At 66.7% G+C, this 21,913-nt stretch carries 21 protein-coding genes; 9 read left to right on the forward strand and 12 right to left on the reverse strand.

Features of this window, described 5'->3' with window-relative positions; genetic code table 11:
• Nucleotides 1-10 precede the first annotated feature (10 nt).
• Nucleotides 11-751 carry an MSMEG_1198 family transcriptional regulator gene (locus tag NG1_RS09915; protein WP_062969748.1) on the reverse strand — a complete coding sequence of 247 codons (741 nt, stop codon included), beginning with the start codon at nt 749-751 and terminating at the stop codon, nt 11-13.
• A 597-nt stretch (nt 752-1,348) separates the two neighbouring features.
• On the opposite strand from NG1_RS09915, the gene NG1_RS09920 reads away from it, so the two are divergent.
• The 6 genes from NG1_RS09920 (at nt 1,349) to NG1_RS36545 (ending at nt 7,638) form a co-directional block, all read left to right on the forward strand.
• Nucleotides 1,349-2,863: an Hsp70 family protein gene (locus tag NG1_RS09920; RefSeq protein WP_062969749.1), complete on the forward strand. Its 1,515-nt coding sequence runs from the start codon at nt 1,349-1,351 to the stop codon at nt 2,861-2,863.
• Nucleotides 2,864-2,865: 2 nt separating this feature from the next.
• Nucleotides 2,866-3,960 (forward strand): tetratricopeptide repeat protein, encoded by a 1,095-nt coding sequence (locus tag NG1_RS09925; protein WP_062969750.1) that lies wholly within the window; start codon nt 2,866-2,868, stop codon nt 3,958-3,960.
• Nucleotides 3,957-4,469 carry a nucleotide exchange factor GrpE gene (grpE, locus tag NG1_RS09930; RefSeq protein WP_062969751.1) on the forward strand — a complete coding sequence of 171 codons (513 nt, stop codon included), beginning with the start codon at nt 3,957-3,959 and terminating at the stop codon, nt 4,467-4,469. Before NG1_RS09925 ends, grpE begins: the two co-directional genes overlap by 4 nt.
• Nucleotides 4,469-4,930 (forward strand): hypothetical protein, encoded by a 462-nt coding sequence (locus NG1_RS09935; protein WP_062969752.1) that lies wholly within the window; start codon nt 4,469-4,471, stop codon nt 4,928-4,930. The genes grpE and NG1_RS09935 overlap by 1 nt, the downstream gene beginning before the upstream one ends.
• Before the next feature lie 81 nt (nt 4,931-5,011).
• Nucleotides 5,012-6,433 (forward strand): amidase, encoded by a 1,422-nt coding sequence (locus tag NG1_RS09940; RefSeq protein ID WP_062969753.1) that lies wholly within the window; start codon nt 5,012-5,014, stop codon nt 6,431-6,433.
• 761 nt (nt 6,434-7,194) lie between these two features.
• Nucleotides 7,195-7,638: a hypothetical protein gene (locus NG1_RS36545; protein WP_157113956.1), complete on the forward strand. Its 444-nt coding sequence runs from the start codon at nt 7,195-7,197 to the stop codon at nt 7,636-7,638.
• 39 nt (nt 7,639-7,677) lie between these two features.
• Here NG1_RS36545 and NG1_RS09950 read toward each other — a convergent pair whose 3' ends face one another.
• Complete coding sequence (locus NG1_RS09950; RefSeq protein WP_062969755.1) at nt 7,678-7,896, reverse strand: hypothetical protein; 219 nt, start codon at nt 7,894-7,896, stop codon at nt 7,678-7,680.
• A 4-nt stretch (nt 7,897-7,900) separates the two neighbouring features.
• On the reverse strand, nt 7,901-8,380 hold the full coding sequence (locus NG1_RS09955; protein ID WP_062969756.1) for a hypothetical protein: 480 nt from the start codon (nt 8,378-8,380) through the stop codon (nt 7,901-7,903).
• 228 nt (nt 8,381-8,608) lie between these two features.
• On the opposite strand from NG1_RS09955, the gene NG1_RS09960 reads away from it, so the two are divergent.
• On the forward strand, nt 8,609-9,961 hold the full coding sequence (locus tag NG1_RS09960; protein WP_062969757.1) for a helix-turn-helix domain-containing protein: 1,353 nt from the start codon (nt 8,609-8,611) through the stop codon (nt 9,959-9,961).
• A gap of 178 nt (nt 9,962-10,139) precedes the next feature.
• Complete coding sequence (locus NG1_RS09965) at nt 10,140-10,772, forward strand: 2'-5' RNA ligase family protein (RefSeq protein WP_062969758.1); 633 nt, start codon at nt 10,140-10,142, stop codon at nt 10,770-10,772.
• 207 nt (nt 10,773-10,979) lie between these two features.
• Here the strand turns inward: NG1_RS09965 and era are convergent, their stop codons facing one another.
• The 6 genes from era to NG1_RS09995 all read right to left on the reverse strand — a co-directional run bounded on the left by era (nt 10,980) and on the right by NG1_RS09995 (nt 17,435).
• A complete protein-coding gene (era, locus tag NG1_RS09970; protein ID WP_062969759.1) occupies nt 10,980-11,888 on the reverse strand; it encodes a GTPase Era in 909 nt (302 codons plus the stop codon).
• Entirely contained in the window at nt 11,881-12,267 is a 387-nt protein-coding gene (locus NG1_RS09975; RefSeq protein WP_040865610.1) for a cytidine deaminase-like protein, read from the reverse strand. Before NG1_RS09975 ends, era begins: the two co-directional genes overlap by 8 nt.
• Entirely contained in the window at nt 12,264-13,628 is a 1,365-nt protein-coding gene (locus NG1_RS09980; RefSeq protein WP_062969760.1) for a hemolysin family protein, read from the reverse strand. The genes NG1_RS09975 and NG1_RS09980 overlap by 4 nt, the downstream gene beginning before the upstream one ends.
• Entirely contained in the window at nt 13,625-14,179 is a 555-nt protein-coding gene (ybeY, locus tag NG1_RS09985) for an rRNA maturation RNase YbeY (RefSeq protein WP_062969761.1), read from the reverse strand. The genes NG1_RS09980 and ybeY overlap by 4 nt, the downstream gene beginning before the upstream one ends.
• A gap of 62 nt (nt 14,180-14,241) precedes the next feature.
• Complete coding sequence (locus tag NG1_RS09990) at nt 14,242-16,380, reverse strand: PhoH family protein (RefSeq protein WP_062969799.1); 2,139 nt, start codon at nt 16,378-16,380, stop codon at nt 14,242-14,244.
• 152 nt (nt 16,381-16,532) lie between these two features.
• Entirely contained in the window at nt 16,533-17,435 is a 903-nt protein-coding gene (locus tag NG1_RS09995) for a LysR family transcriptional regulator (protein WP_062969762.1), read from the reverse strand.
• A 100-nt stretch (nt 17,436-17,535) separates the two neighbouring features.
• On the opposite strand from NG1_RS09995, the gene NG1_RS10000 reads away from it, so the two are divergent.
• Entirely contained in the window at nt 17,536-18,780 is a 1,245-nt protein-coding gene (locus NG1_RS10000) for an MFS transporter (protein WP_062969763.1), read from the forward strand.
• Nucleotides 18,781-18,816: 36 nt separating this feature from the next.
• Here the strand turns inward: NG1_RS10000 and NG1_RS10005 are convergent, their stop codons facing one another.
• From NG1_RS10005 to hrcA, 3 genes are all read right to left on the reverse strand, one after another.
• A complete protein-coding gene (locus tag NG1_RS10005) occupies nt 18,817-19,557 on the reverse strand; it encodes a 16S rRNA (uracil(1498)-N(3))-methyltransferase (protein WP_062969764.1) in 741 nt (246 codons plus the stop codon).
• The gene (gene dnaJ, locus NG1_RS10010) at nt 19,558-20,709 is read right to left on the reverse strand and encodes a molecular chaperone DnaJ (protein ID WP_040865605.1); all 1,152 of its coding nucleotides are present in this window, start codon (nt 20,707-20,709) and stop codon (nt 19,558-19,560) included. It lies immediately after the preceding gene.
• 151 nt (nt 20,710-20,860) lie between these two features.
• The gene (hrcA, locus tag NG1_RS10015; RefSeq protein ID WP_062969765.1) at nt 20,861-21,892 is read right to left on the reverse strand and encodes a heat-inducible transcriptional repressor HrcA; all 1,032 of its coding nucleotides are present in this window, start codon (nt 21,890-21,892) and stop codon (nt 20,861-20,863) included.
• Between the last annotated feature and the right edge of the window lie 21 nt (nt 21,893-21,913).

Raw genomic sequence — 21,913 nt, forward strand, 5'->3', positions numbered from 1 at the left:
GAGCGTGCCGTCACGTGAATCGCGGACCGAGGACATCGGCATGGCCGTTGCGGCGGCACCAACTGATCAGATAATGCGCGTGCTCACCGCACCAGCGGAAGACCGCCCCCTGGGTCAACGGCGTACCCTCCGGCAACTCCTTGCGGGCGAGAATGATCGGCCCGATATAGGTGTTGGTGGCCTTGTTGGCGGTGTTGAGACCCACCCGGGCGACTTGGGCGAGAGAGTTGTAGTCCCAAGCGGATTTGGCCGCGATCGCACCGGCCAACCGGCCCGCCGTCTCACCACGCTGTTCGGTGAACAGCGCGCACAGTGCGGGCGGCCCCTGCCGCGGGAGCGCGATCTGTTCACTGCGGCCGGTCGCGGCGCGCTGGATGGCCGCGAGCAGTGCGGGGACGCCGGATGACTTGTCGTAGAACTCGGCGATCTCGGCCGCCCGCAGGCGCGCCTCGTCGAGGTGATCGCTCTCCATGCTGTGCCCTTGCGCGGCGAGCAGGACCTCGCTCTGCCGTTTGGTGTCACGGAGCAGGTCCAGGACATCCAAACCGTCGAAACGGTACTCCATTTCGGGTTTGTTCCAGATCAGATCCGAGATGACCACGTCGAACCGAAAACGTCCCACGATTTGACCGCGCACCTCGTCTACATCGGAGGCAACCGCGACGGTCGATGCCGGAAAATATTGCGACAGTGTGGGAGCGATGATTCCCCCCAGTGGCGAGGCGACGAGTACTCGTAAGCTCGGTTCCATATCGCGATCTTCATCGCTGGCGATACACGTCGGCAAGACGTCGAACGTCTTTCGAACCAGTAGGTTTCATAGCGCGCGGACCGAAGCGAGATCGGCAACCCGGGCAGAAGACCGGGATTCGAACCCCGGTAGCAAGATCTTGCCGAGTACGGGGCACTCCGAGCAATAATCCAGCGACATCGTCAGGGCACGGCAACAATTCGGTCCGCCGCCGATAATACGGGCCGGAAATCACTGCGAAGTTCGCTGATTACTTGCCCTCCCCGACTTATATGATTCTAAACCTGTGCACCCCGATGGCTCTGGAGCACAGTTCCCACTACCGGAAGGCCGATAATGGCTGAAGTGTGTCCGCAATGCAGCAAGAAGACCGGAATGGACATCGGCGAGAAGGATCGTCAGGGCTGGCAGAAATACCAGTGCCAGATGTGCAAATTCGAATGGAAGGCGCCGAATCCCTGACCGCTCCCGCCGACCGTCCGGTGCGTGGCGGGCGTCCGAAGCCGACGCGTGCCACCACAGGAACCGCACCGGGTCGAATATTTCGCAGTATTCGTTTTTCATGCACCGTCACCAGGTGCATCGGGAGGGCAAACAGTGGCATATACCGTCGGTATCGATCTCGGTACCACGTATTCAGCGGTCGCCGTCGTCGGCGCGAGCGGTAGGCCGGAGATCCTGGTCAACCGGGACGGCGAGCGACTCACGCCGTCGGTGGTCTTCTTCGACTCCGAGAGCGTGCTGGTCGGCTCGATGGCCAAACGGTCCACGGTGACCGCGCCGCTGGATGTCGCGCAGTTCGTCAAACGGCAGATGGGTAACCCGGACTACCGATTCGTCACCTCCGACGACCGCGCCTACTCGGCCGAGGAAGTGTCGGCGATGATCCTCAGACGACTGAAGGAGGACGCCGAACTCGTCCTGGGGCAGGGGCAGGTCACCGACGCGGTGATCACGGTCCCGGCGTTCTTCGACGACGCGCGACGGCGGGCGACCAGGGACGCGGGCACGATCGCCGGTCTCAACGTGCTGCGTGTGGTGAACGAGCCGACAGCGGCCGGGCTGGCCTTCGGACTCGATCGCGGCAGCGGCACCGTCATGGTGTACGACCTGGGCGGCGGCACGTTCGACGTCACCGTCATGCGCATCAGCGACGGCGTGTTCGACGTGCTCGGCACCGACGGGTTGCACGAACTGGGCGGCTTCGAATGGGACAACCGGCTGATGCAGCACCTCAACGAGGAGTACATGGCCCAGGGGGGCGGCGATCTCACCGACGCGTTCGAGACCGAAGCCGACCTGCGTGAGAAGGCCGAACTCGCCAAACGCACGCTCAGTTCGACCCGGTCCACCCGAGTGGTGCTCAGTCACGACGGTGTCACCCGAACACTCACCGTGACCCGCGAAACGTTCGAAGACCTCACCAGCGACCTGCTCAACCAGTCGCGGGACCTGGCCCACTCCCTCGTGGAGGAGTTGAGCCTGCGGTTCGCGGACATCGACCACACCTTGCTCGTCGGCGGGTCCACCCGCATGCCCATGGTGGCGACGATGCTGGAGGAACTGACCGGCAAGCCACCGCTGCGGGCCGGAAACCCCGACGAGCTCGTGGCGCTCGGCGCGGCGCTGCGTGCCGAAGCCGAGACGTCGTCGAGCGCGGCGCGCAAGCCGGTGATCCTCGACGTCACTTCGCAGGCGCTGGGAACGGTCGCGCTGAACGACAGCTTGCAGCCGGGCAACAGCATCGTGATCCCGCGCAACACCAAGATCCCCGCCAAGGCGAGCAAGGTGTTCGGCACCGTCGCCGACGGCCAGACCGAAGTGCGGATCTGCGTCACCCAAGGCGACGACGAGGACATCGACCACGTCCGGTTCGTCACCAAAGGAAAATGGCCCGACGGCGGGCAGCTTTTCGCCATCCCGCCTTATCCGGCGAACGCTCCGGTCCTGATCACCTTCCACTACGACATGGATCAGACCATCCAGGTCGAAATCACCGACCTCACCGCGGACAGATCACTCGGCACGTTCGAGGTCGACAACGTCGCCAATCTCAGCGCCACCGATATCCGTGCCGCCCGCACGAAGAACGAAAATCTCGAGGTGAATTGAACATGACCACGACAACCGAAGAGTTCGTCAACTACTACGAAATCCTCGGCCTCGCTGAGACTGCCGACGAGGATGCCATCAAGACGGCAATCCGCGAACAGCGCAGAATGTGGAACAAGCGCGCGGGCCAGTCCGATCCCGTGAAACGCGCGCAGGCCGAAGCCCGGGTACGCCACCTCGGTCAGGCCGAACGCGTGCTGCTCGACGCGAACCGACGACGGCAATTCGACCAGCAGGCCGGACAGTATCGGCCGACGAGCAATCAACCGGCGCCGGTGGCGCAGAGCGGCCGGGACTGGCTCGGCCTCGCCCGCGAGTACTTCGAGCGCGGTAACGCGCCCTCCGCGTACTACTGTGCCCGCGAGGCGATCTCGGTCAACGGCGCCGACCACGAGGCGTGGGCGGTGCGCGCGAACTCGTCGTTCGTCATGGGCAACTACAAGGACGCCGGCTTCGAGTTCCGGGAAGCCATCGGTCTCAAGCCCGACAGCCCGGAATACCACTTCGACTACGCCGAAGCGTTCCTGGCCACCGGCGCGTTGAACGAAGCGCTCGGCGAATACGAGACGGCACTGCGTCTCGCGCCCGGCGAGCCGCTCTACCGGACCGCCATCGCCAACGTCTACTTGCAGCAGAACAAGAACGACAAGGCGCTGGAGCTGATGGAGGATGTGGTCCGGCATCATCCGAACGAGCAGATCTTCCAGTACTACCTGGCACTCGCGCTGGAACAGGTCAACCTCGGCATGTGGTCGCAGGTGCGCAGCGGAGCGTACTGCATCACCTCCGAGGCCCAGATCGCCGTCACCCGCGACATGTCCGGCCGCGCGTTGAAACTCCGGTTCGACGACGGTCCGCTGCGCGCCTCGCTGCAAGAGAACATCGAACTCGCCGACAAAGCCGCCGAGGCCAGGTGGTTCCACACCGGCATGGGCCCGTGGGCGGTGGCCCTCATCATCGGCTTGGCCCTGATACCCATGAAGGGCATCGGATTGCTGATCGTCGCCGCCGTCGTCGCCGGCTACACGCTCACCCACCGCATGCCGGTCTGGAAGCACAACTCGAAGCGGTACGACATCGTCAAGCGCGGCATATGACGGCCCCGCCCGGTACCGATGATCCGCTGACAACGCTGGCCGGAGAGATCGCCCAACTGCGCGACCTGTTCCACCGCCGGTTGCTCGAGGACAAGGCGAAGAATCGAGCCCTGGACGATCTGCACGAGCAACTCTCCCTCGCCCGCGGAGGGTTCGCCGAACAACTGCTCGCCCCGCTGTTCCGTGAACTGCTCATGCTCGTCGATCGCGTGGCGTCGCTGAACGACGAGCACGACGAGGTGCTCGGCAGCATCGTCGACGAACTGCACGAGGTTCTCGAGCGCCGTGGCGTCCGGCGCGTGCCCGCCAGGGCCGACTTCGATCCCGACATCCATGAAGCGGTCGCCGCCGAGGCTTCCGGCCGATCGCCGGGCTCGGTGCTGCGGGTCGTGCGCCCCGGATACGTCATGGGTGCGCGCCTCTTGCGACCGGAACAAGTCGTCGTCGCGGCTCGCTCGGCGCGATCCGAGTCCGTCGAGACGGAATCCCATATCGAAAGGTTCGAATAATGCGCAAGTCCCTCCGCACCGCCGTTGTGCTCTCCGCTTCGGCGGCATTCCTCGGCCTGGGCCTGCCGAGCGCGTCGGCGGCGCCGACCACCGTGAGCGGCACCATCGGGTGCATCAACAGTGCCTCGCCGGTCGGGGTCTGGGTCCAGGCCAAGACGTCGAAATCGGGTTGGGCGCAGACCAAGGTCCCGGTCCGGCTCGGCGGCCACTCCAAGGTCGATTATTCCTTCACGCTCGACAAAGGCGGCGACTACCAGGTGCACGTCGGGTGCGGGGGGACACCGCAGAAGTGGGCGAAATCGCTGAAATCCAAGGATGTTTCGGGCGCCAAGAACGATTTCCTCTGCAACGACATGGAGAGGTTCTCGGTGGCCGCGTTCAACGCACTGGTCGGCCGGATGTTCGGCAGGCCCGATCTCACCCAGGGCGTGCCCTACGGCGAGTGCAAGCACATTCGCTGAGCCCCCATAGCCGCGCACCGATATGGACGATTGACCAACTTCGCGCTACCGTCTGGTGGATCACGACGAGACGGAGCTCACATGATGGTGTCCGATCCCGCACCCGACACGCGGCGGCTGGGGCTGGCCGAACAGGCGGCCGCGATCGCGGGCGGCGCGATCACGTCGACCGAGGCGGTCGGCGAGGCACTGGATCGGATCGACGCGGCCCAGGGCACGCTCAACGCCTTCCGGATCGTGCGCCGCGAGCGGGCTCTGGCCGAGGCCGCCGACGCCGACCGGCGCTGGGCCGCGGGCGAACGGCTGCCGCTGCTGGGGGTGCCCGTCGCGGTGAAGGACGACACGGACGTCGCGGGTGAGCCGACCGCGTTCGGCTGCGGCGGCGATTTCGCGCCGAAGACCGAGGACGCGGAATCGGTCCGCCGCCTGCGTGCCGCGGGCGCGGTGATCGTCGGAAAGACCAACACCTGCGAACTGGGCCAGTGGCCGTTCACCAGCGCCGCGTGGTTCGGGCACACCCGGAACCCCTGGGACCGCACCAGGACGCCGGGCGGGTCCTCCGGCGGCGCTTCGGCAGCCGTCGCGGCCGGATTGGTCCCGGCCGCCCTCGGGTCCGACGGCGCGGGCTCGATCCGCATCCCGGCCGCCTGGACGAATCTGGTCGGCATCAAGCCACAGCGCGGACGCATCTCGACTTGGCCGGAGGCCGAAGCGTTCTACGGCCTCACCGTGAACGGACCGCTGGCGCGCACCGTCGCGGACGCGGCGCTCCTGCTGGACGCTGCGTCCGGTCCGCACCCGGGAGATTCGCATACGCCGGAGCCGATCAGCGCCTCGGACGCGGTGAGCCGCGATCCGGGCCGGTTGCGCATCGCCCTCTCGCTGCGTATTCCGTTCACCGCGACCAGAACCGTCCTGGATCCCGAGGTCGAGCGAGCCGTGCGAAGCACCGCCGACACCCTGCGCGAGCTCGGGCATACCGTGACCGTGGCCGACCTGCACTACGGCATCCTGATCGGCGCCTCGTTCCTGCCGCGTTCACTCGCCGGAATCCGGCGGGTATTCGGCCGTATGCCCGGCCTCGAGGTAGACCCGCGCACCGCCGCCAACGCCCGGATCGGGCGCGTACTCGACGGCCCCGCCCTCTACGCGGCACGGCAACTGGAACCCCTGCTGCACAGGCGAATCGGCCACTTCTTCCGCGACTACGACGTCGTCCTCGCACCCACCACCGCGACTCCCCCGCCGCGCGCCGAGGAGATCGACGGCATCGGCGTCAACGCCACCAACAACCTCATCACCGCGGCCTGCCCCTACACCTGGCCCTGGAACGTCCTCGGCTGGCCGAGCATCAACGTCCCCGCCGGCTTCACCGCCGCCGGTCTCCCCGTCGGCGCCCAACTGATGGGCACGGCGAATTCCGAACCTCTGCTGATCTCGTTGGCCGCCCAGCTCGAATCGGAACTCCGATGGCACCGCCACCACCCGGACCCGTGGTGGTGATCCGAACCCGAATCCGGCTCGGGCCGTATCGGTTCCGTATCAAGCGGGCTGACGCACGCACCGTGCCGAATCATGCCCGGCATCCATCGGCGCGATGTACCTTGTGGATGCGCCGAGTCCCCGCACACGTGTCGGTACGGCCGCCGCCGGGCCCCCGCGGGTTCCGAGCGCAGAGGCCGCGACCTCTCGGCCGACCCCGGAACGGGAGGAGGGCCCCGATGGCCGATCGTCATTCGGTAGACGCTCATGTCTTGGTGGTGTGCGACGAGGTACTACTGTCGACTCGGTGCCGTGGGGACGTATTCGCAGGCCAGCGGCGTCTGAGCTGAGGAAGCCGCGGCGATCGGGCCGAGGGCGTTGTTGTGCTGACCAGATCCGACTTGATCGCACGGGCATATGCCCGCTTCGCCCAGCACTTGAGCAACGAGATCAGGAGAATCGCCAGGGCTGATGCCGAACACGGCGTCCGGCCCTTCGCTCGGGAAGCCGAGGGTGCGGCTCGAGTACTTTCCGACGCCGACAGAGGTTTTCGCCACGAATTCGGTACCGGCGACCCGTCATTCCCGCATCCCCTGTCGGAATCCGGGTCCACATCGCCGGATCGTTTCTACAACGGAGCACGCCTGTGGCAGGTCGATCAGGTGTTTCCCAGGGCTTTTCGCGGTAGAGAAGCCTCAGCCGAGGATGGCTATATCCGCACGGCGTCGCACAGCACCGCCGGAGACGTCGTATACCTGACCGACGGCACAGACATCGCCGGAGTGTACGGAACGATCACGAGCTGGACCGATGTCCGCGACGGCACGATGCGGTTCCACCCCGCGGGCATGGTCCTGGGTATCGACGCCAACCGTATCCGGGTGAATCCGATGATCGAAGAGGGGCATTCGGCGGCCAACTTCATCGAAGGCGTCAGCGATCGCGTATTCACCACTCCGGGCCGGGTGGACACATCCAAAATCGTCAGCGTCGAATTCCAGACCTACGACGACATCATCAGCAACCCCGAGGTAACCCTGGTCGCCGACGGGTTCCCCGGCTTCGAAGGCCTGAGTCAGCAGGCGCTACGCGACCCCGCAGTAGTCGCCGATCGCCTCTCCACCATCGCCGACGCCGTGCGCAGGAACTACCCCACGATCGACGTCACCACCGGCGCCAACCATCTCTCCAGCGACGAAGCCATCAGAACCTTCCTGGCGACATGAGGAGCAGAAGCAGTTGCCGCCGCTCGGATAGCACGATTGTCACGGCTCCAGGTAAAGGCGTTCGTTGGGCAAGCGCGGCAATCCGGCCGGATCACCGGGGATTACGGTCACCGCGTCCGGATAGTGGTAGGCGCGCCAGTCCTGGACGAAGCGCGTCGCCGCGGTTGTACAGGCGGCGAAATTCAGGCGTAGATCGTGGAATTGGATCGACAGGTGCACGTCGTCTTCTTCGGGGCGCGGTGAGGGCTGGGATTCCATAGCGTCAACGCCTGGGCTGCGGTCGGCAAGCTCGGATCGACTCGATGATGGCCATGCCGGAGGGGCGGAAGGCGTCCCGTGGGGGTGCGACCCAGACGCGGAATCCCGCCTGCCGGACACCGGGTGAGGGCAACGCGATTTGTGCGCCGAAGCGTGATACCGAAACGTTGAGCCGGAACAACTCGGCGAACAGCCTGTTCTCGTCCGGCACGTCCGGCACGATGAGGAAGGTCCATCGTTTCGAACGCGGATGCGAGACGATCGGACCGACTCGCACACCCAGATTGTGCATACGAGCCTTCACCGCAGCTCCGAGCTGATGAGGCATGGTGATCGCCCCGACGCTGCCCGCAGGCACGATGATGCTTCCGATTTCGGGTTGGACCCTGGCGGGTAACCCGCAGGTCTCACGATAGAAGCGGCACCGCGTCAACGGCGTGTCGGCCTGCACCGGCGGCAGCACCTGAGTGTCCTCCAACCCCATCCCCGCATCTCCCTGCTCGTGGTGTGATGAGCACCCGGCGCCGAGGAGCACGCGCCACCGATCGGCCGCTCACAGCCGATCGGTGTGCCGTTGGGCGCAACGGCATCGACCCGGCACCGGGTGCAGGACCAGCATCCGGTGGCGAAGCGACGTAATACAGGTACGCAGCAGGCATTTTGGTCCTACTCTTCCGGTATTCGACACGTCCAGGTGAGGGTGGGGCCAGCGATGATCGACAAGTGGACCGGCGCTGACGTTCTGGCGCTTCGGACAGCGATGCGGCTGACGCAGGAGGAGTTCGCGGCGGTCTGCGGGCGTGCGGTACGCACGGTCGGGAAGTGGGAACAGCAGGGCAGTCGAGCCGCACTGAGCCCGCGCTCCTCGGATGCCATGGACACGGTGCTGGAAGGTCTCAGCCCCGAGCAGGCGTACCGGTTCTACAACGATGGCGCATCGCTGACGACTGCGATCGCCACCTCGTCACCGCCACCCCGCCTACACTCGTCTCTGGATGCCGAACTGAGGACGTGGGTCGAAATGAACCGACGTGAATTGCTTCGCCTGTTCGGCGGCGTTTCCGGCGGATTGCCTGCTGTCGCCGCAATCCTGGCGGGCCTCGATCCGGACGAGCAACGGCGAGTCGGTGAAGTGCTTATCGAGCCGGGCCGAGTCGACAGCACGACCATCGGCCACATCGAGGCTGCGATGAAGATCGCGTCGTCACAAGAGGACCTTTACGGTCCCTACACCGTAATACCAATGGTTTCCGCTCAATTGTCCATCGCGTCCGCTCTGCTGCGTGAGTCACCTGCGCATTTGCGGCCCCAGCTGCTGATTGTCCACAGCAAGCTCGCGAGACTGGCGGGTTGGATGCAGTTCGATATGCACGATTTCGATTCCGCGAGCATGAGTTACGCGCAGGCTCGCCAGTCCGCGCATGAGGTGGGTGATGACGCCCAGGTGGCACTCGTCCTATGCAACATGAGCTACCTCGCAGTATGGAGCGGCTCCCTGCGCGCGGGAATCGACCACGCGGTGGCTGCGCAGAACTGGGCGCGGTCGGTGGACGATGGTCTGCTTCGCTCATACGCCGATGTCATCGCGGCATACGCCTACGCCCACACTGGACGCGACCAGGCATGTATCGCAGCGCTCGACGCCGCAGACGCCACGCTGGACAATGTTCCACCGGCAGTGAATTCTGTCGCGCATTTCCATAGGCCAGGGTTGTCATTGTCGTTTCGAAGCGACTGCATGTACCGGCTCGGACGTGCCGCCGAGGCACAGCATGCCGCCGAATCGTCACTGGGTCTGATTGGGGACGGCTCCTACCGGGTCGCCCGCAATCGGGCAATGGCCTACATCGACCTAGCACACGCCCATATCGCTGGACGGGAGATCGATGAAGCGGCCCAAGTCATCGGCAAAGCAGCCGATATGACAACGTCGTGTCGTTCGGATCGGCTCATCGGCATCATCTCCGATACGCGAGCGGATCTCGCCCCGTGGACAGACGCGCTGTGCGTGCGCGAACTCGACCAACAGCTAGCGGACTGTGGACTCCTCATCTCACGAGCATAGATATCGAACTCGGCACTGAATGCCACTATGTTCAGAGGATCGAAATCACCCTGATCTCGAAACCACAAGGGCGGTGGCGAAGTAACTGGAATCACCGAGATCGCAGCGGAATTCCGACAGCTCGCTGATCGGGAAACTCTGCCGACGCTCGCGGCTGACACGAACGGAGAATGACTCCATGGCCGAGGACTTCACGTGGGATCACTGGTGGTGGCGACCGGGATGGAAGCCGGGCAAGTCGTTCTACACCTGGCACATCACCTTTGACGATGATTCCCCGGCCGGGCAACTGGTCGAGATTTTCGCGCCGACTCTCTCGCAGATCCCCACTATGGATCCCGTTGCTCGCGAAGGACTGCACATCACGCTACAGGGCGTCGGATTCACCGATCAGGTGACGACAGCAGACATACAGCTGATCAGCGAGGCCGCCGCGAACTACCTGTCCCGACGCGGGCCATTCGACGCCCTGATCGGACCACCGCGTGTGGATAAGGAAACTATCGGTATGCCGGTCGCGAACCCGGAGTGCCTCAAAGAAATCCGCGACGATTTGCAACACGCCATCGCCGATACCTGGGGCAGCGACCAGGTGCCCGAGCGTGGCGACGACTTCCGGCCCCACTTGTCGCTCGCCTACTCCACCGGAGTGGCATCGATGCCTGACCTGCGCAACCTGCTCGCTCGAAATGAGCTGGGGGATATACAGATTGCGCAGGCAGTGGCGGCGGTATCGCTCATCGCACTGAACCGGGACAACCATCGATACGAATGGCGCGAGATAACCAAGATTCCGCTGGGCGTGCGGTGATTCCGGCGCAGGACATGTCAGAGCACCGCACCGAAATCTCCGACACGTTCCATCAGGCGAGGAGATCAACCTGTAAGCGCGGTTCGCTGCTCAGCATTCCGGTCGCCCTGTCGGGAGCAGCGCCGGATGTCGGTCGCGGCAACACCATTCCCGGATGGACAACGCCCAGCGGGTCTCCCGGAAACCGCATGGAGACGACCGAACCGCTCAGAACCCGAGTTTGCCCAATTGTTTGGGATCCCGCTGCCAGTCCTTGGCCACCTTCACGTGCAGGTTCAAATAGATCCGGGTGCCGAGGATGTGTTCGATCTGCTTGCGGGCGTTGGTGCCGACTTCTTTCAGGCGGGAGCCGCCCTTGCCGATGACGATGGCCTTCTGGCTGGGGCGCTCGACGTAGAGCAGGGCGTGTACGTCGAGCATGTCCTCCCGCTCCTCGTAGGGCAGGACTTCCTCGATGACCACGGCCAGTGAGTGCGGCAGTTCGTCGCGTACGCCTTCGAGCGCGGCCTCGCGGATGAGCTCGGCCATCAGCGTTTCCTCCGGCTCGTCGGTGAGTTCGCCGTCGGGGTAGAACGCCGGGCCCTCCGGCATCTTCGAGGCGATGACGTCGACGAGTACCTCCACCTGCTCGCCCTTGACCGCCGAGACCGGCACCACGTCGGCATCCGGGCCGAGTAGCTGGGAGACGGCCATCAGTTGTTCGGCGACCTGGTCGCGGCTCACCTTGTCGATCTTCGTGACCACGCCGAGCAGCGTGGTCTTCGGCGCCATCTGCCTGATCTGCTGCACGATCCAGCGGTCGCCCGGACCGACCTTCTCGTCGGCGGGGATGCACAGCGCGATCACGTCGACTTCCGAATAGGTATCGCGCACAAGGTCGTTGAGCCGCTGACCGAGCAGAGTACGTGGGCGGTGCAAGCCGGGGGTGTCGACCAGGATCAACTGCGTGTGCTCGCGGTGCACGATGCCGCGAATCGTGTGCCTGGTGGTTTGCGGGCGCGACGAGGTGATCGCGATCTTCGCACCCACCAGCGCGTTGGTCAGCGTGGACTTGCCGGTGTTGGGGCGACCGACGAAACAGACGAATCCGGAACGGAATTCCCGCGCGTCAGCCACCGCGAACCTCGCCGGACTCGGCGCTCACCGCGTCGGCCGCGTCGGCGGAGTCGTCGACGACCTCGAACACCGCGCCGTCGCGGTCGGTGAAGATGATCCGCGCCTCCGCCGACACCTCGCGCACCGCGGTCACACCGAAATCGGACAACCGCCCGCCGACCACGACGGCCGCCTCGAATCCCTCCGCGCCGCTGGACAACGCCGCCGCCACGGCGGCTTGCAGCGCGGTCAGCCGCAGTGCGGTCAACGTGACCTCACCGGCGGCGTAGGTGCGGCCGTCGGTGTCCCGGATCGCCGCTCCGCTCGCCCCGCCGGTGCGGCCGAGCGCGCCCCTGGCCAGCACCACCAGTTTGTTGTCCTCGGCGTCCAGTTCGGTCATTCGCTGTCTCCGTCCTCGTCGCGATCGGCAGGGATCTCCCGCTCCGATCCGTTGGCCTTGCGCTTGCCATTGGCATTGTCCCCGTTGGTCTTCCCCGCGGGGACCTTCTCGCGCGCTTTGCGTACCACTACGGTGTTCACCCGCATCCGGCCCCGCGCGTCCGCGCCGCCTTCGCCGCGCAGCACCAGCCCGTGCGCCTCGATCTTCGACCCGGGCAGCGGCACGCGCCCCAGCTCGTGTGCGAGCAGGCCGCCGACGGTGTCGACGTCCTCCTCGTCGATCTCCAATCCGTACAGCTCACCGAGGTCCTCCACCGGCAACCGGGCCGAGACGCGGTAACGGCCGTCACCGAGATCCTCGATGGGCGGGGTCTCGTCGGTGTCGTACTCGTCGGCGATCTCACCGACGATCTCCTCGAGCACGTCCTCGATGGTCACCAGACCCGCGATGCCGCCGTACTCGTCCACCAGCAACGCCATGTGGTTGCGCCTGCGCTGCATCTCGTCGAGCAAAGTGTCCAGCGGTTTGGAGTCGGGCATGAACACCGCGGGCCGCATCACCTCGCGCACCCGCACCTTGCGGCTGCGATCGGTATACGGCACCAAATCCTTCAGATAGACCACGCCGAGGATGTCGTCGACGTTCTCGCCGATCACCGGGATCCGCGAATGCCCGGAACGCACCGCCAGCGACATCGCCTGCGCCGCGGTCTTGTCCGCTTCGATCCACACCATCTCGGTGCGCGGCACCATCACCGCGCGCGCCGGTGTGTCGCCGAGTTCGAAGACCGACTGGATCATGCGCCGTTCGTCGTCGGCGACCACGCCGCGCTCACCGGCCATCTCGACCACCTCGCGCAGCTCGATCTCGGAAGCGAAGGGGCCGTTGCGAAAACCTTTACCCGGGGTGATCGCGTTACCGATGAGGATCAGCAGCCTGCTCAGGGGGCCGAGCAGCGCGCCGATGAACTGTAGCGGCAAGGCCGCGGCCAGCGCGATGGAGTACGCGTGCTGCCGGCCCAGCGTACGCGGGCCGACGCCGATCACCACGTAGGACACCAGCACCATCACCAGCGCGGTAACCAGCAGCGCCCAGTTCTCCCCCCAGACCGTCATCAGCCCCGCCGCCAGCAGCACCGTGGCGCCGATCTCGCACAGGATGCGCAGCAGCACCATGAGATTCACGTAGCGCGCCCGGTCGGCGACGACCCGGCTCAACCGCACCGCGCCGGGCCGGTCGGCGCGCATCATGTCGTCGACGCGGGCGGGCGAGATCGTGTTCAGGGCGGAATCGACACCGGCGAAGACCCCACCCACCGAGATGAGCAGGACCGCGAGCAGAACGAGGGTCAGCGAATTCACGCTTGACCCGAGGAGTCACCCGGTGTGGTGAAGCCCGCCTTGCCCAGCAACCGCGCGTCGCGTTCGGCCAGCTCGGCGCGCCGCTGAGCTTCCCGCAGGCTCTCGTACCACTCCTCGAGCAGCCGGGCCTGCAACGCGAACATCTCCTTCTCCTCCTCCGGCTCGGCGTGGTCGTAGCCGAGCAGGTGCAGGACGCCGTGCACGGTGAGCAAGGCGAGTTCCTGATCCAGGGAATGCCCTGCCTTGCGCGCCTGCCCGGCGGCGAACTCCGGGCACAACACGATGTCGCCGAGCATGGACGGGCCGGGTTCGGGGCTGTCGGGCCGCCCGCCCGGCTCGAGCTCGTCCATCGGGAAGGACATGACGTCGGTCGGGCCGGGTAGGTCCATCCAGCGCATGTGCAGATCGGCCATGGTGTCGAGATCGACGAGCACCATCGACAGCTCCGCGGCCGGGTGCACGTCCAACCGGGCGATCACGAACCGCGCGACGCTGACCAGCTCTTCTTCGGGTACGTCGATACCCGACTCGTTGGCGATCTCGATGCTCACCCGAACAGCCTACGATCCCCGCTATCGCGTCGGCGGAGCGGAGCCCCGCCCGGCGAGACGAGTTATCGCCGGTCCGACCGGTTCGCCGCGCGACGCTGCGCTCGGTTGCCCCCGTAATGCGGGGCGACCTGCGGGCGCGTCTCGGCCTCGAAGCGGTCGTAGGCATCGACGATGTCGGAGACCAGCCGGTGGCGGACCACGTCGCTACTGGTCAATTCCGCGAAGTGGATGTCTTCGATCTCGGTGAGGATCTCGCTGGCGGCACGCAGACCGGACCGGGCGCCGTGCGGCAGATCGACCTGGGTCACGTCACCGGTCACCACGATCTTCGAGCCGAACCCGAGGCGGGTGAGGAACATCTTCATCTGCTCGGCGGTGGTGTTCTGCGCCTCGTCGAGGATGATGAACGAGTCGTTCAGAGTGTTGTGCGTAAGGAGGAAGTCTTCGGTGACATACAGCGAGTCGCTGGCAGCCACTCGGATGCACACTGCTTCTTCGGTGCCGACGGATTCGATTCGGTCGATGAAACGCATCGGCCGACCGCCACCGGACTCTCGGTACTTCGTCGCCTTGCGTGCCAGCCGGAACGGCGTGACGCCTTCCGGCAACCGGATATCGAGAACGTGCGCATCCGACCGATGTGTGACCGACCGGCCCCTCGCCAACCCAGGCTTCCGGCCTTCAGCAGCCCTGGTCCGAACGGTGACGACCCCACCGAGCGATTGGACCAGGAACACGACGTCGTCGCGCAACTGTCGGGATACCGTCGAGAATTGGATACGGCAGGTTCGACCACTCTGCGTAACCGGACCACCATCCGAGTCGAGCAATCCCTGCAGAACACCCAATCTGACTTCGTAGTCGTTGAGCAGGTATTCGCGAGGGACGAACTTGGTATCGGATCGGGTGCCCGCGAGTCCGAGTTGCCTGGCGATCAGGGTCACCGGGTTGGGGGTAGTGACCGGCTCACCCGGACGCCGGATTCGACCGATCACATAGTCGACCTCGGACGTCCGGCGAAGAACAACGCCGGGGATCGCTTGTTCGAGCGCTGCGGCCAGTTCCGGATCGTTGGTCGCAAAGCTGGGGGTTGTGCTGCCTGTGAGGCATCCATCGCCGAGTAGCAATCCCAGGGCGTACGGATTCATCGGCACCATGCGCGCTTCGAAACGAACAGGCCCGCTCAGGACCGGCAACTCGTAGCGGTGGTAGTGCGCTGCTCGAAGATTTCCGATCATCTCCTTTGTTTGCAGCACACGCGGCGGCTTGCCCCGACGACGGTCGGAACGCGTGTATACCGACCACAGATGGTCGCCCGACGCGAGCGTGGATGCGCCATCCTGCGTGTAGACCCGGTAGATCTCCTTGAAACCCTGTGGGTAAACGCCCAGTACCTCGGTGGGATGTCCGTTCGACCCGATGACGAGGTCACCGACCTGCAGCTCGCCGATCGGGCGGAAGCCCTCCGGAGTCAAAACCTTCGTATGAAGCGGTTGCGCCCGGCCGCGCATGTAGGCCAGCGGCGCGACCTCGATGACACCGGCCGCCATCAGCTTCGGAATTGCCTCCGGGTCCATCATGTCGTGCAGCGCGTCGTAGAGCGGGCGCAGATACGGATCGATCTTCTCGTTCAGCGTGCCGGGCAGGAAGCCGAGCCGCTCCCCCGCCTCGACCGCAGGGCGGGTGAGGATGATCCGGTTGACCGACTTGGTCTGTAGCGCCTGAACCGCCTTGGCCATGGCCAGGTAGGTCTTGCCGGTACCGGCGGGGCCGATGCCGAACACGATGGTGTTGGCGTCGATCGCGTCGACGTAGCGCTTCTGGTTCAGCGTCTTGGGCCGGATGGTCTTGCCCCGCCGGGACAGGATGTCCAGGCTGAGCACCTCCGCGGGCGACTCGCTGGAGCCCTCGGTGAGCATGGACACGGTGTGCCGAACGGCCTCGGGCGTCACCACGCGATTGCGGCCGGTGAGCGCGACGAGCTGCTCGATCACCCGCTCGGCGAGCGCGACGTCGGCCGCCTTGCCGGTGAGGGTCACGGAATTGCCGCGGACGTGAATGTCCGCGTCGAGCAGCGTTTCCAGTTCACGAAGGTTCTGGTCGGCCGAACCGAGGAAGGGGAACACGGATTCGGGAGCGAGTTCGATACTCGAGCGCACGGTGCGCGCTGCGGGACCCGAACCGTTGTCGCCGGCGCCGATGCCCGCCGCTGGGGTGGCCGGGTCGCCGATCTCGCCTTGTGTTCTCAAAAGTGGCTATAGCCTGCTTTCCGGTCTCGACTGCTGTATGGAGAGAAGTTTAACCCGCCCCACCGACACCGCCCAGTGAATATGCTCCGGGCGCAATCAGGTCCTCACGGGATTCCCCCACGTCGGCGCGCCCAATCCTCGGTGAAGTCACGAAAGCGTCGCACCGCGTCCGGTGGCGTCGCCGCGGCGGACCAGACCAGCCCCACCGCGCGAGCGGCGCCCGCGTCCGCCAGCGGCACCGTGGCCGGGCCGGACAGCGGTCCCGCCGACAGCGGGTCTTCCCCCGGCAGGATGGCCAGCCCCAACCCGGCCGACACCAGCCCGGCCACGGTGACGAGATCACTCGATTCGAACGCGATCCTCGGCCGGATATCCGCGGCGGCGCACAGTTCGTCGAAGATGCGCCGCATCCCGAAGCCGTGGTGCATGGTGACGAACTCCGCGTCGGCAACCTCCGCGAGCCGGACCTGCCGCCGCCCGGCCAGCCGATGTTCCGGCGGTACCGCGAGGACCAGCGGCTGGCGCAGCACGGCGCGCCATCCGATGCCCGCTACGGCGGGGCTTGGCGAGACGATGCCCAGATCGGCTTCGCCCGCGAGCACCCGCTCGGTCACCGCTTCGGCCGCGCCCTGCCACAGGGTGATCGTGATCCGGCCGGAAACGCGCCGGAAACCGCTGATCAGCTGCGGCACCAGCGAACCGCCGAAAGAGTGCTGAAACGACAGCCGCAGCACGCCCCCGGCCGGATTGGACCGATCGGCGAGCGCCAGTTTCGCGGCGTCCAGTTCGGATCGCGCGCGGCGGGCGTGCTCGTAATAGATCCGCCCGAACTCGTTGAGGGTGATCCGCTTCCCGTGCCGATCGAACAGTTCGACACCCACCCTGCGTTCCAATCGGGCCAGCATCCGCGACAGCGTCGGCTGCGCGAGGTGCAACCGATCCGCGGCCGCACCCACCCGCTCCAGTTCGGCGAGTGTCGTGAACCACTCCAGATCCTCGCCCAGCACGCTCCGGCCTCCCTATATGCGATCAGCGCATGAACTCGGCTCTCATTATTCATTTCCGTTCTCGATAACGGCTGGTGATGCTGGTCGAAAGGAGGAAGCCATGTCCACGACTTCGAGCGGGGTGGCACGGGAGGCCGCCCACGACCGCAGGATCACCACCGCGCTGTTCGCGGCCGGCTTGACGACCTTCGCCTCCATGTACAGCGCCCAGGCGCTGCTGCCCAGCCTTTCGGCCGCGTTCGGCGCGACGCCTGCGCGAGCGGCGCTGGCGGTCTCGCTCACGACCGGATTCCTCGCGCTGACGATCATCCCGGTGAGCGCGCTCTCGTCGCGGATCGGCCGGACCAGGGTGATGACCGGTTCGGCCATCGCGGCGGCGGTGATCGGACTGCTGTTACCGCTGAGCCCCTCGTTGGATGTGCTGCTCGCCGGACGCGCGCTTCAGGGCGTCGCCCTGGCCGGTGTGCCCGCGGTGGCTATGGCATATCTGGCGGAGGAGATCGGCGGGGACGGGTTGGGCGCGGCGATGGGCGTCTATATCGCGGGCACCACGATCGGTGGGCTGGCCGGGCGGTTGATTCCGGCGTTCACCTCGGACCTGGCGTCCTGGCGGTGGGCGCTGGCAGTGGCCTCCCTCGCCGCCGCGGCCTGCACCGTGTGGTTCGTCCGGTGGCTGCCGCCGTCTCGCGGCTTCGTCCCGCGGCCCGCCGGGATCCGCACGGTGCTCGGCGACCTGGGCGGCCAGTTGCGCCATCGCGGACTGCTCGCGCTGTTCGGACTGGCTTTCGTCCTGATGGGCGGGTTCGTCTCGGTGTACAACTATCTCGGCTACCGGCTGACCAGGGCGCCATTCAGCCTGCCGGAAGCGCTGGCAGGGCTGGTGTTCGTGCTGTATCTGGCCGGAACGGCGGCCTCCGCGGCGACCGGACGGCTGACCGACCGGATCGGCAGGCAGTGGGTGCTCACGATCTCACTGGTGGCGATGACAATCGGGCTCGTCCTCACGATTCCCGATCACCTCGGTACCGTGATACTCGGCGTATTGCTCTACACCGCAGGGTTTTTCGGTGCGCACACCGCGGCGAGCGCATGGGTGGGCACGATGGCCGAAGGCAATCGGGGCGCGGCGTCGTCGCTGTATCTGTTCGCCTACTACCTGGGCAGCGCGCTGGTCGGCGGCGCGGCGGGAATCGCTTACGCCCGAGCCGGATGGCTCGGCCTGACCTGCGGCATCGGCTTCCTGATGGTCCTCGCGGCGTTACTGCTGGGCGTATCGCATCGCGCGCAGCGCGAGGCGGCGATGCGCGCCGCTCCCACACTGGAAACAACCTCCGTCGAGGTTTGAGCGGGGCAACGCACCGACTGTCTCGCCGGGTGACACTCACCAGCGCGGTGTCAGCGCCCCGAGTGCGCCGAGGGCGACCGCCGCCGCGGTGGAGGTACGCAGAACCGTCGGACCGAGCAAGGTCACGTCCGCGCCCGCCTCGGTCAAAGCGGCGAGTTCCGCGTCGTCCAGCCCGCCTTCCGGACCGACCACGAGGAAGACTTCGGTGGCTTCGGCGAAGGGCAATTCGGTGAAGCGAGCGGTACCGGATTCGTGCAGCGCCGCGACGATCGCACCAGCGGACTTGGCCTTGCGGACCAGCTCCAGCAGCTCTTTTGTGCGGTGCAGGTCGGCGACTTGCGGGATGTAGGCGCGGCGGGACTGCCGGGCGGCCGAACGCGCCGCGGCCCGCCATTTGTCCACGCCTTTGGCCGCCTTGGCCTCCCAGTTCGCGACGCAGCGCGCGGCCTGCCAGGGAATGACGGCGTCGGCGCCCGCCTCGGTCATCAGCTCGACCGCCAGCTCGGAACGGTCGGATTTCGGCAGCGCCTGCACGACGGTCACCGCCGGCGTCGGCGGGGCCGCGAGCCTCCGGTCGCGCACCGCCAGCTCGAGCCGGTCACGGTGTGCGGCGACGACTTCCGATTCGGCGAGCACGCCGCGCCCATCGGAGAGGGTGATCGGCTCGCCGACCCGGATACGGCGCACCGTGGCGGCGTGCCTGCCCTCCGGTCCGTCGAGCACCGCGACCGCACCCGGCTCGGGCACCTCATCGAGGTAGAAGACCGTCGCGGCCACCTAGCGCCCGCTGAACGAGGCACGCAGCCGCGCGAACAGGCCGCTGTTGTGCTCGGACTGCGCCGACATCACCTCGGCGCGTTCGCGCTCGCGCATTCCCTTGTACTTGCGCAGCAGTTCGGTCTGCTTGCTGTCCAGCTTGGCCGGGATCACGATGTCCAGGTGCGCGAGCAGGTCGCCGCGCGCGCCGGAGCGCAGCCGCGGCATGCCGTGCCCGCGCAGCACCGAGATCTCGCCGGGCTGGGTGCCCGCCGGAATGGTCAGCTCGGTGGGGCCGTCGAGGATGGTGTCGATCACGACGGTGGTGCCCAGCGCCGCGTCGACCATAGGCACCCGGATGGTGCAGTGCAGATCGTCGCCGTCCCGGACGAAGACGTCGTGCGGCTGCTCCACGATCTCGACATACAGGTCACCCGCGTGACCGCCGCCCGGGCCGACCTCGCCCTGCGCGGCCAGCCGCACCCGCATTCCGTTCGCGACGCCGGCGGGAATCGGGGCGGCGATCTCGCGGCGCGCCCGCACCCGGCCGTCGCCACCGCACTTGTGGCAGGGGTCGGGGATGGTCTCGCCCGCGCCGCGGCAAGTGGGGCAGGGGCGCGAGGTCAGCACCTGGCCGAGGAAGGACCGTTGCACGGACTGGACTTCGCCCGCGCCGCCGCAGGTTTCGCAGCGCACCGGCTTGGAGTTGCCGTTGGTGCCGGAGCCCTGGCAGATGTCGCACAGGATCGCGGTGTCCACGGTGAGGTGCTTGGTCACGCCGACCGCGCATTCGGCCAGGCTGAGGCGGGTGCGGATCAGCGAGTCGGCGCCGGGCTGGACGCGGCCGCGCGGTTTGCGCGCGCCGGCCGATCCGCTCATACCGCCGAAGAACGCCTCGAACACGTCGCCGAGCCCGCCGAAGCCCGCGCCGTTGAATCCGGCCCCGCCGCCGCCGGATTCCAGCGGGTCGCCGCCCATGTCGACGATGCGCCGCTTCTCCGGGTCCGACAGCACCTCGTAGGCGGTCGACACTTCCTTGAACCTGGCCTGCGCCGCCTCGTCGGGGTTGACGTCGGGGTGGAGCTCACGCGCCAGCTTGCGGTAGGCCCGCTTGATCTCCTGATCGGTCGCGTTCTTCGCGACGCCGAGCAGTCCGTAGTAGTCCCGTGCCACTTGAGTTCTCTAGTCCTTGGTCGTTCTCGACGGTGCCGCCGGTGCCCGCGCCGCGTTCGAAGCGCGCCGGCAACAGCATTAGTCTTGTGCACTCAACTTTATCCGGCCGAAAGGTCGAGCGTAGCAGTGGCGTCTCCCCGCGCTGGTCAGGTCAGCGCTCGGCGAGGACCTCACCGATGTATCGGGCGACGGCCGCCACCGATGCGATCGTGCCCGGATAGTCCATCCGGGTCGGGCCGAGCACCCCCATTCCGCCGAGCACCGCTCCCGCCGCGCCGTAGCCGGTGGACACCACCGAGGTGCCGCGCATCTGCTCTACCTGCGTCTCCTCGCCGATCCGCACCGTGACCGTCCCCGGGTGCTGGGCCGCGGCGAGCAGCTTGAGCACGATGACCTGTTCTTCCAGCGCCTCCAGGACCGCGCGCAGCGAGCCGGGGAAACCGAAGTCGGCGGCGTTGCGGGTGAGGTTGGCGGTGCCGCCGAGCACCAGTCGCTCCTCCGGGTGCTCCACCAGGGTCTCCACCAGCACCGTGGACACCCGCACCAGCACGTCGCGCAGCCGCACCGGCGCGTGCTCGGGTAGCTCGGCGACCGCCGCGGAGGCCGAGGCCAGGCGTTTGCCGTCCATCGCGCCGCCGAGCATGCCGCGCAGCGCGGCCAGGTCCTCGTCATCGATCAGTGCGCCGAGTTCCACCAGGCGCTGGTCGACCCGGCCGGTGTCGGTGATCACCACCAGCAGCAGGCGCGCGGGATTGAGCGCGACCACCTCGATGTGGCGGACCGTGGACGCCGAGACCGTCGGGTACTGCACGACGGCGACCTGCCTGGTCAGCTGGGCCAGCAAACGGACGCCCCGGCGCAGCACGTCGTCGAGATCGACACCTGACTCCAGGAACTCCATGATCGCCCTGCGCTCCGCCGCCGACAGCGGCTTCACCTCGGAGATCCGATCGACGAACTGCCGATAGCCCTTGTCCGTCGGGATGCGCCCGGAACTCGTGTGCGGCTGGGTGATGTAACCCTCGGCCTCGAGCACCGCCATGTCGTTGCGCACCGTCGCGCTGGAAACACCCAGGTTATGCCGCTCGACCAGCGTCTTCGACCCGATCGGCTCCTTGGTCGCGACATAGTCCGCGACGATCGCGCGCAGGACCTCGAAGCGCCGATCCTCGGTGCTCGACATCGGCCCCACCTCCTCGCTGTT

Origin of the sequence: Nocardia gamkensis NBRC 108242 (genome assembly GCF_001612985.1) — a bacterium.
Taxonomy (GTDB): Bacteria; Actinomycetota; Actinomycetes; order Mycobacteriales; family Mycobacteriaceae; genus Nocardia; species Nocardia gamkensis.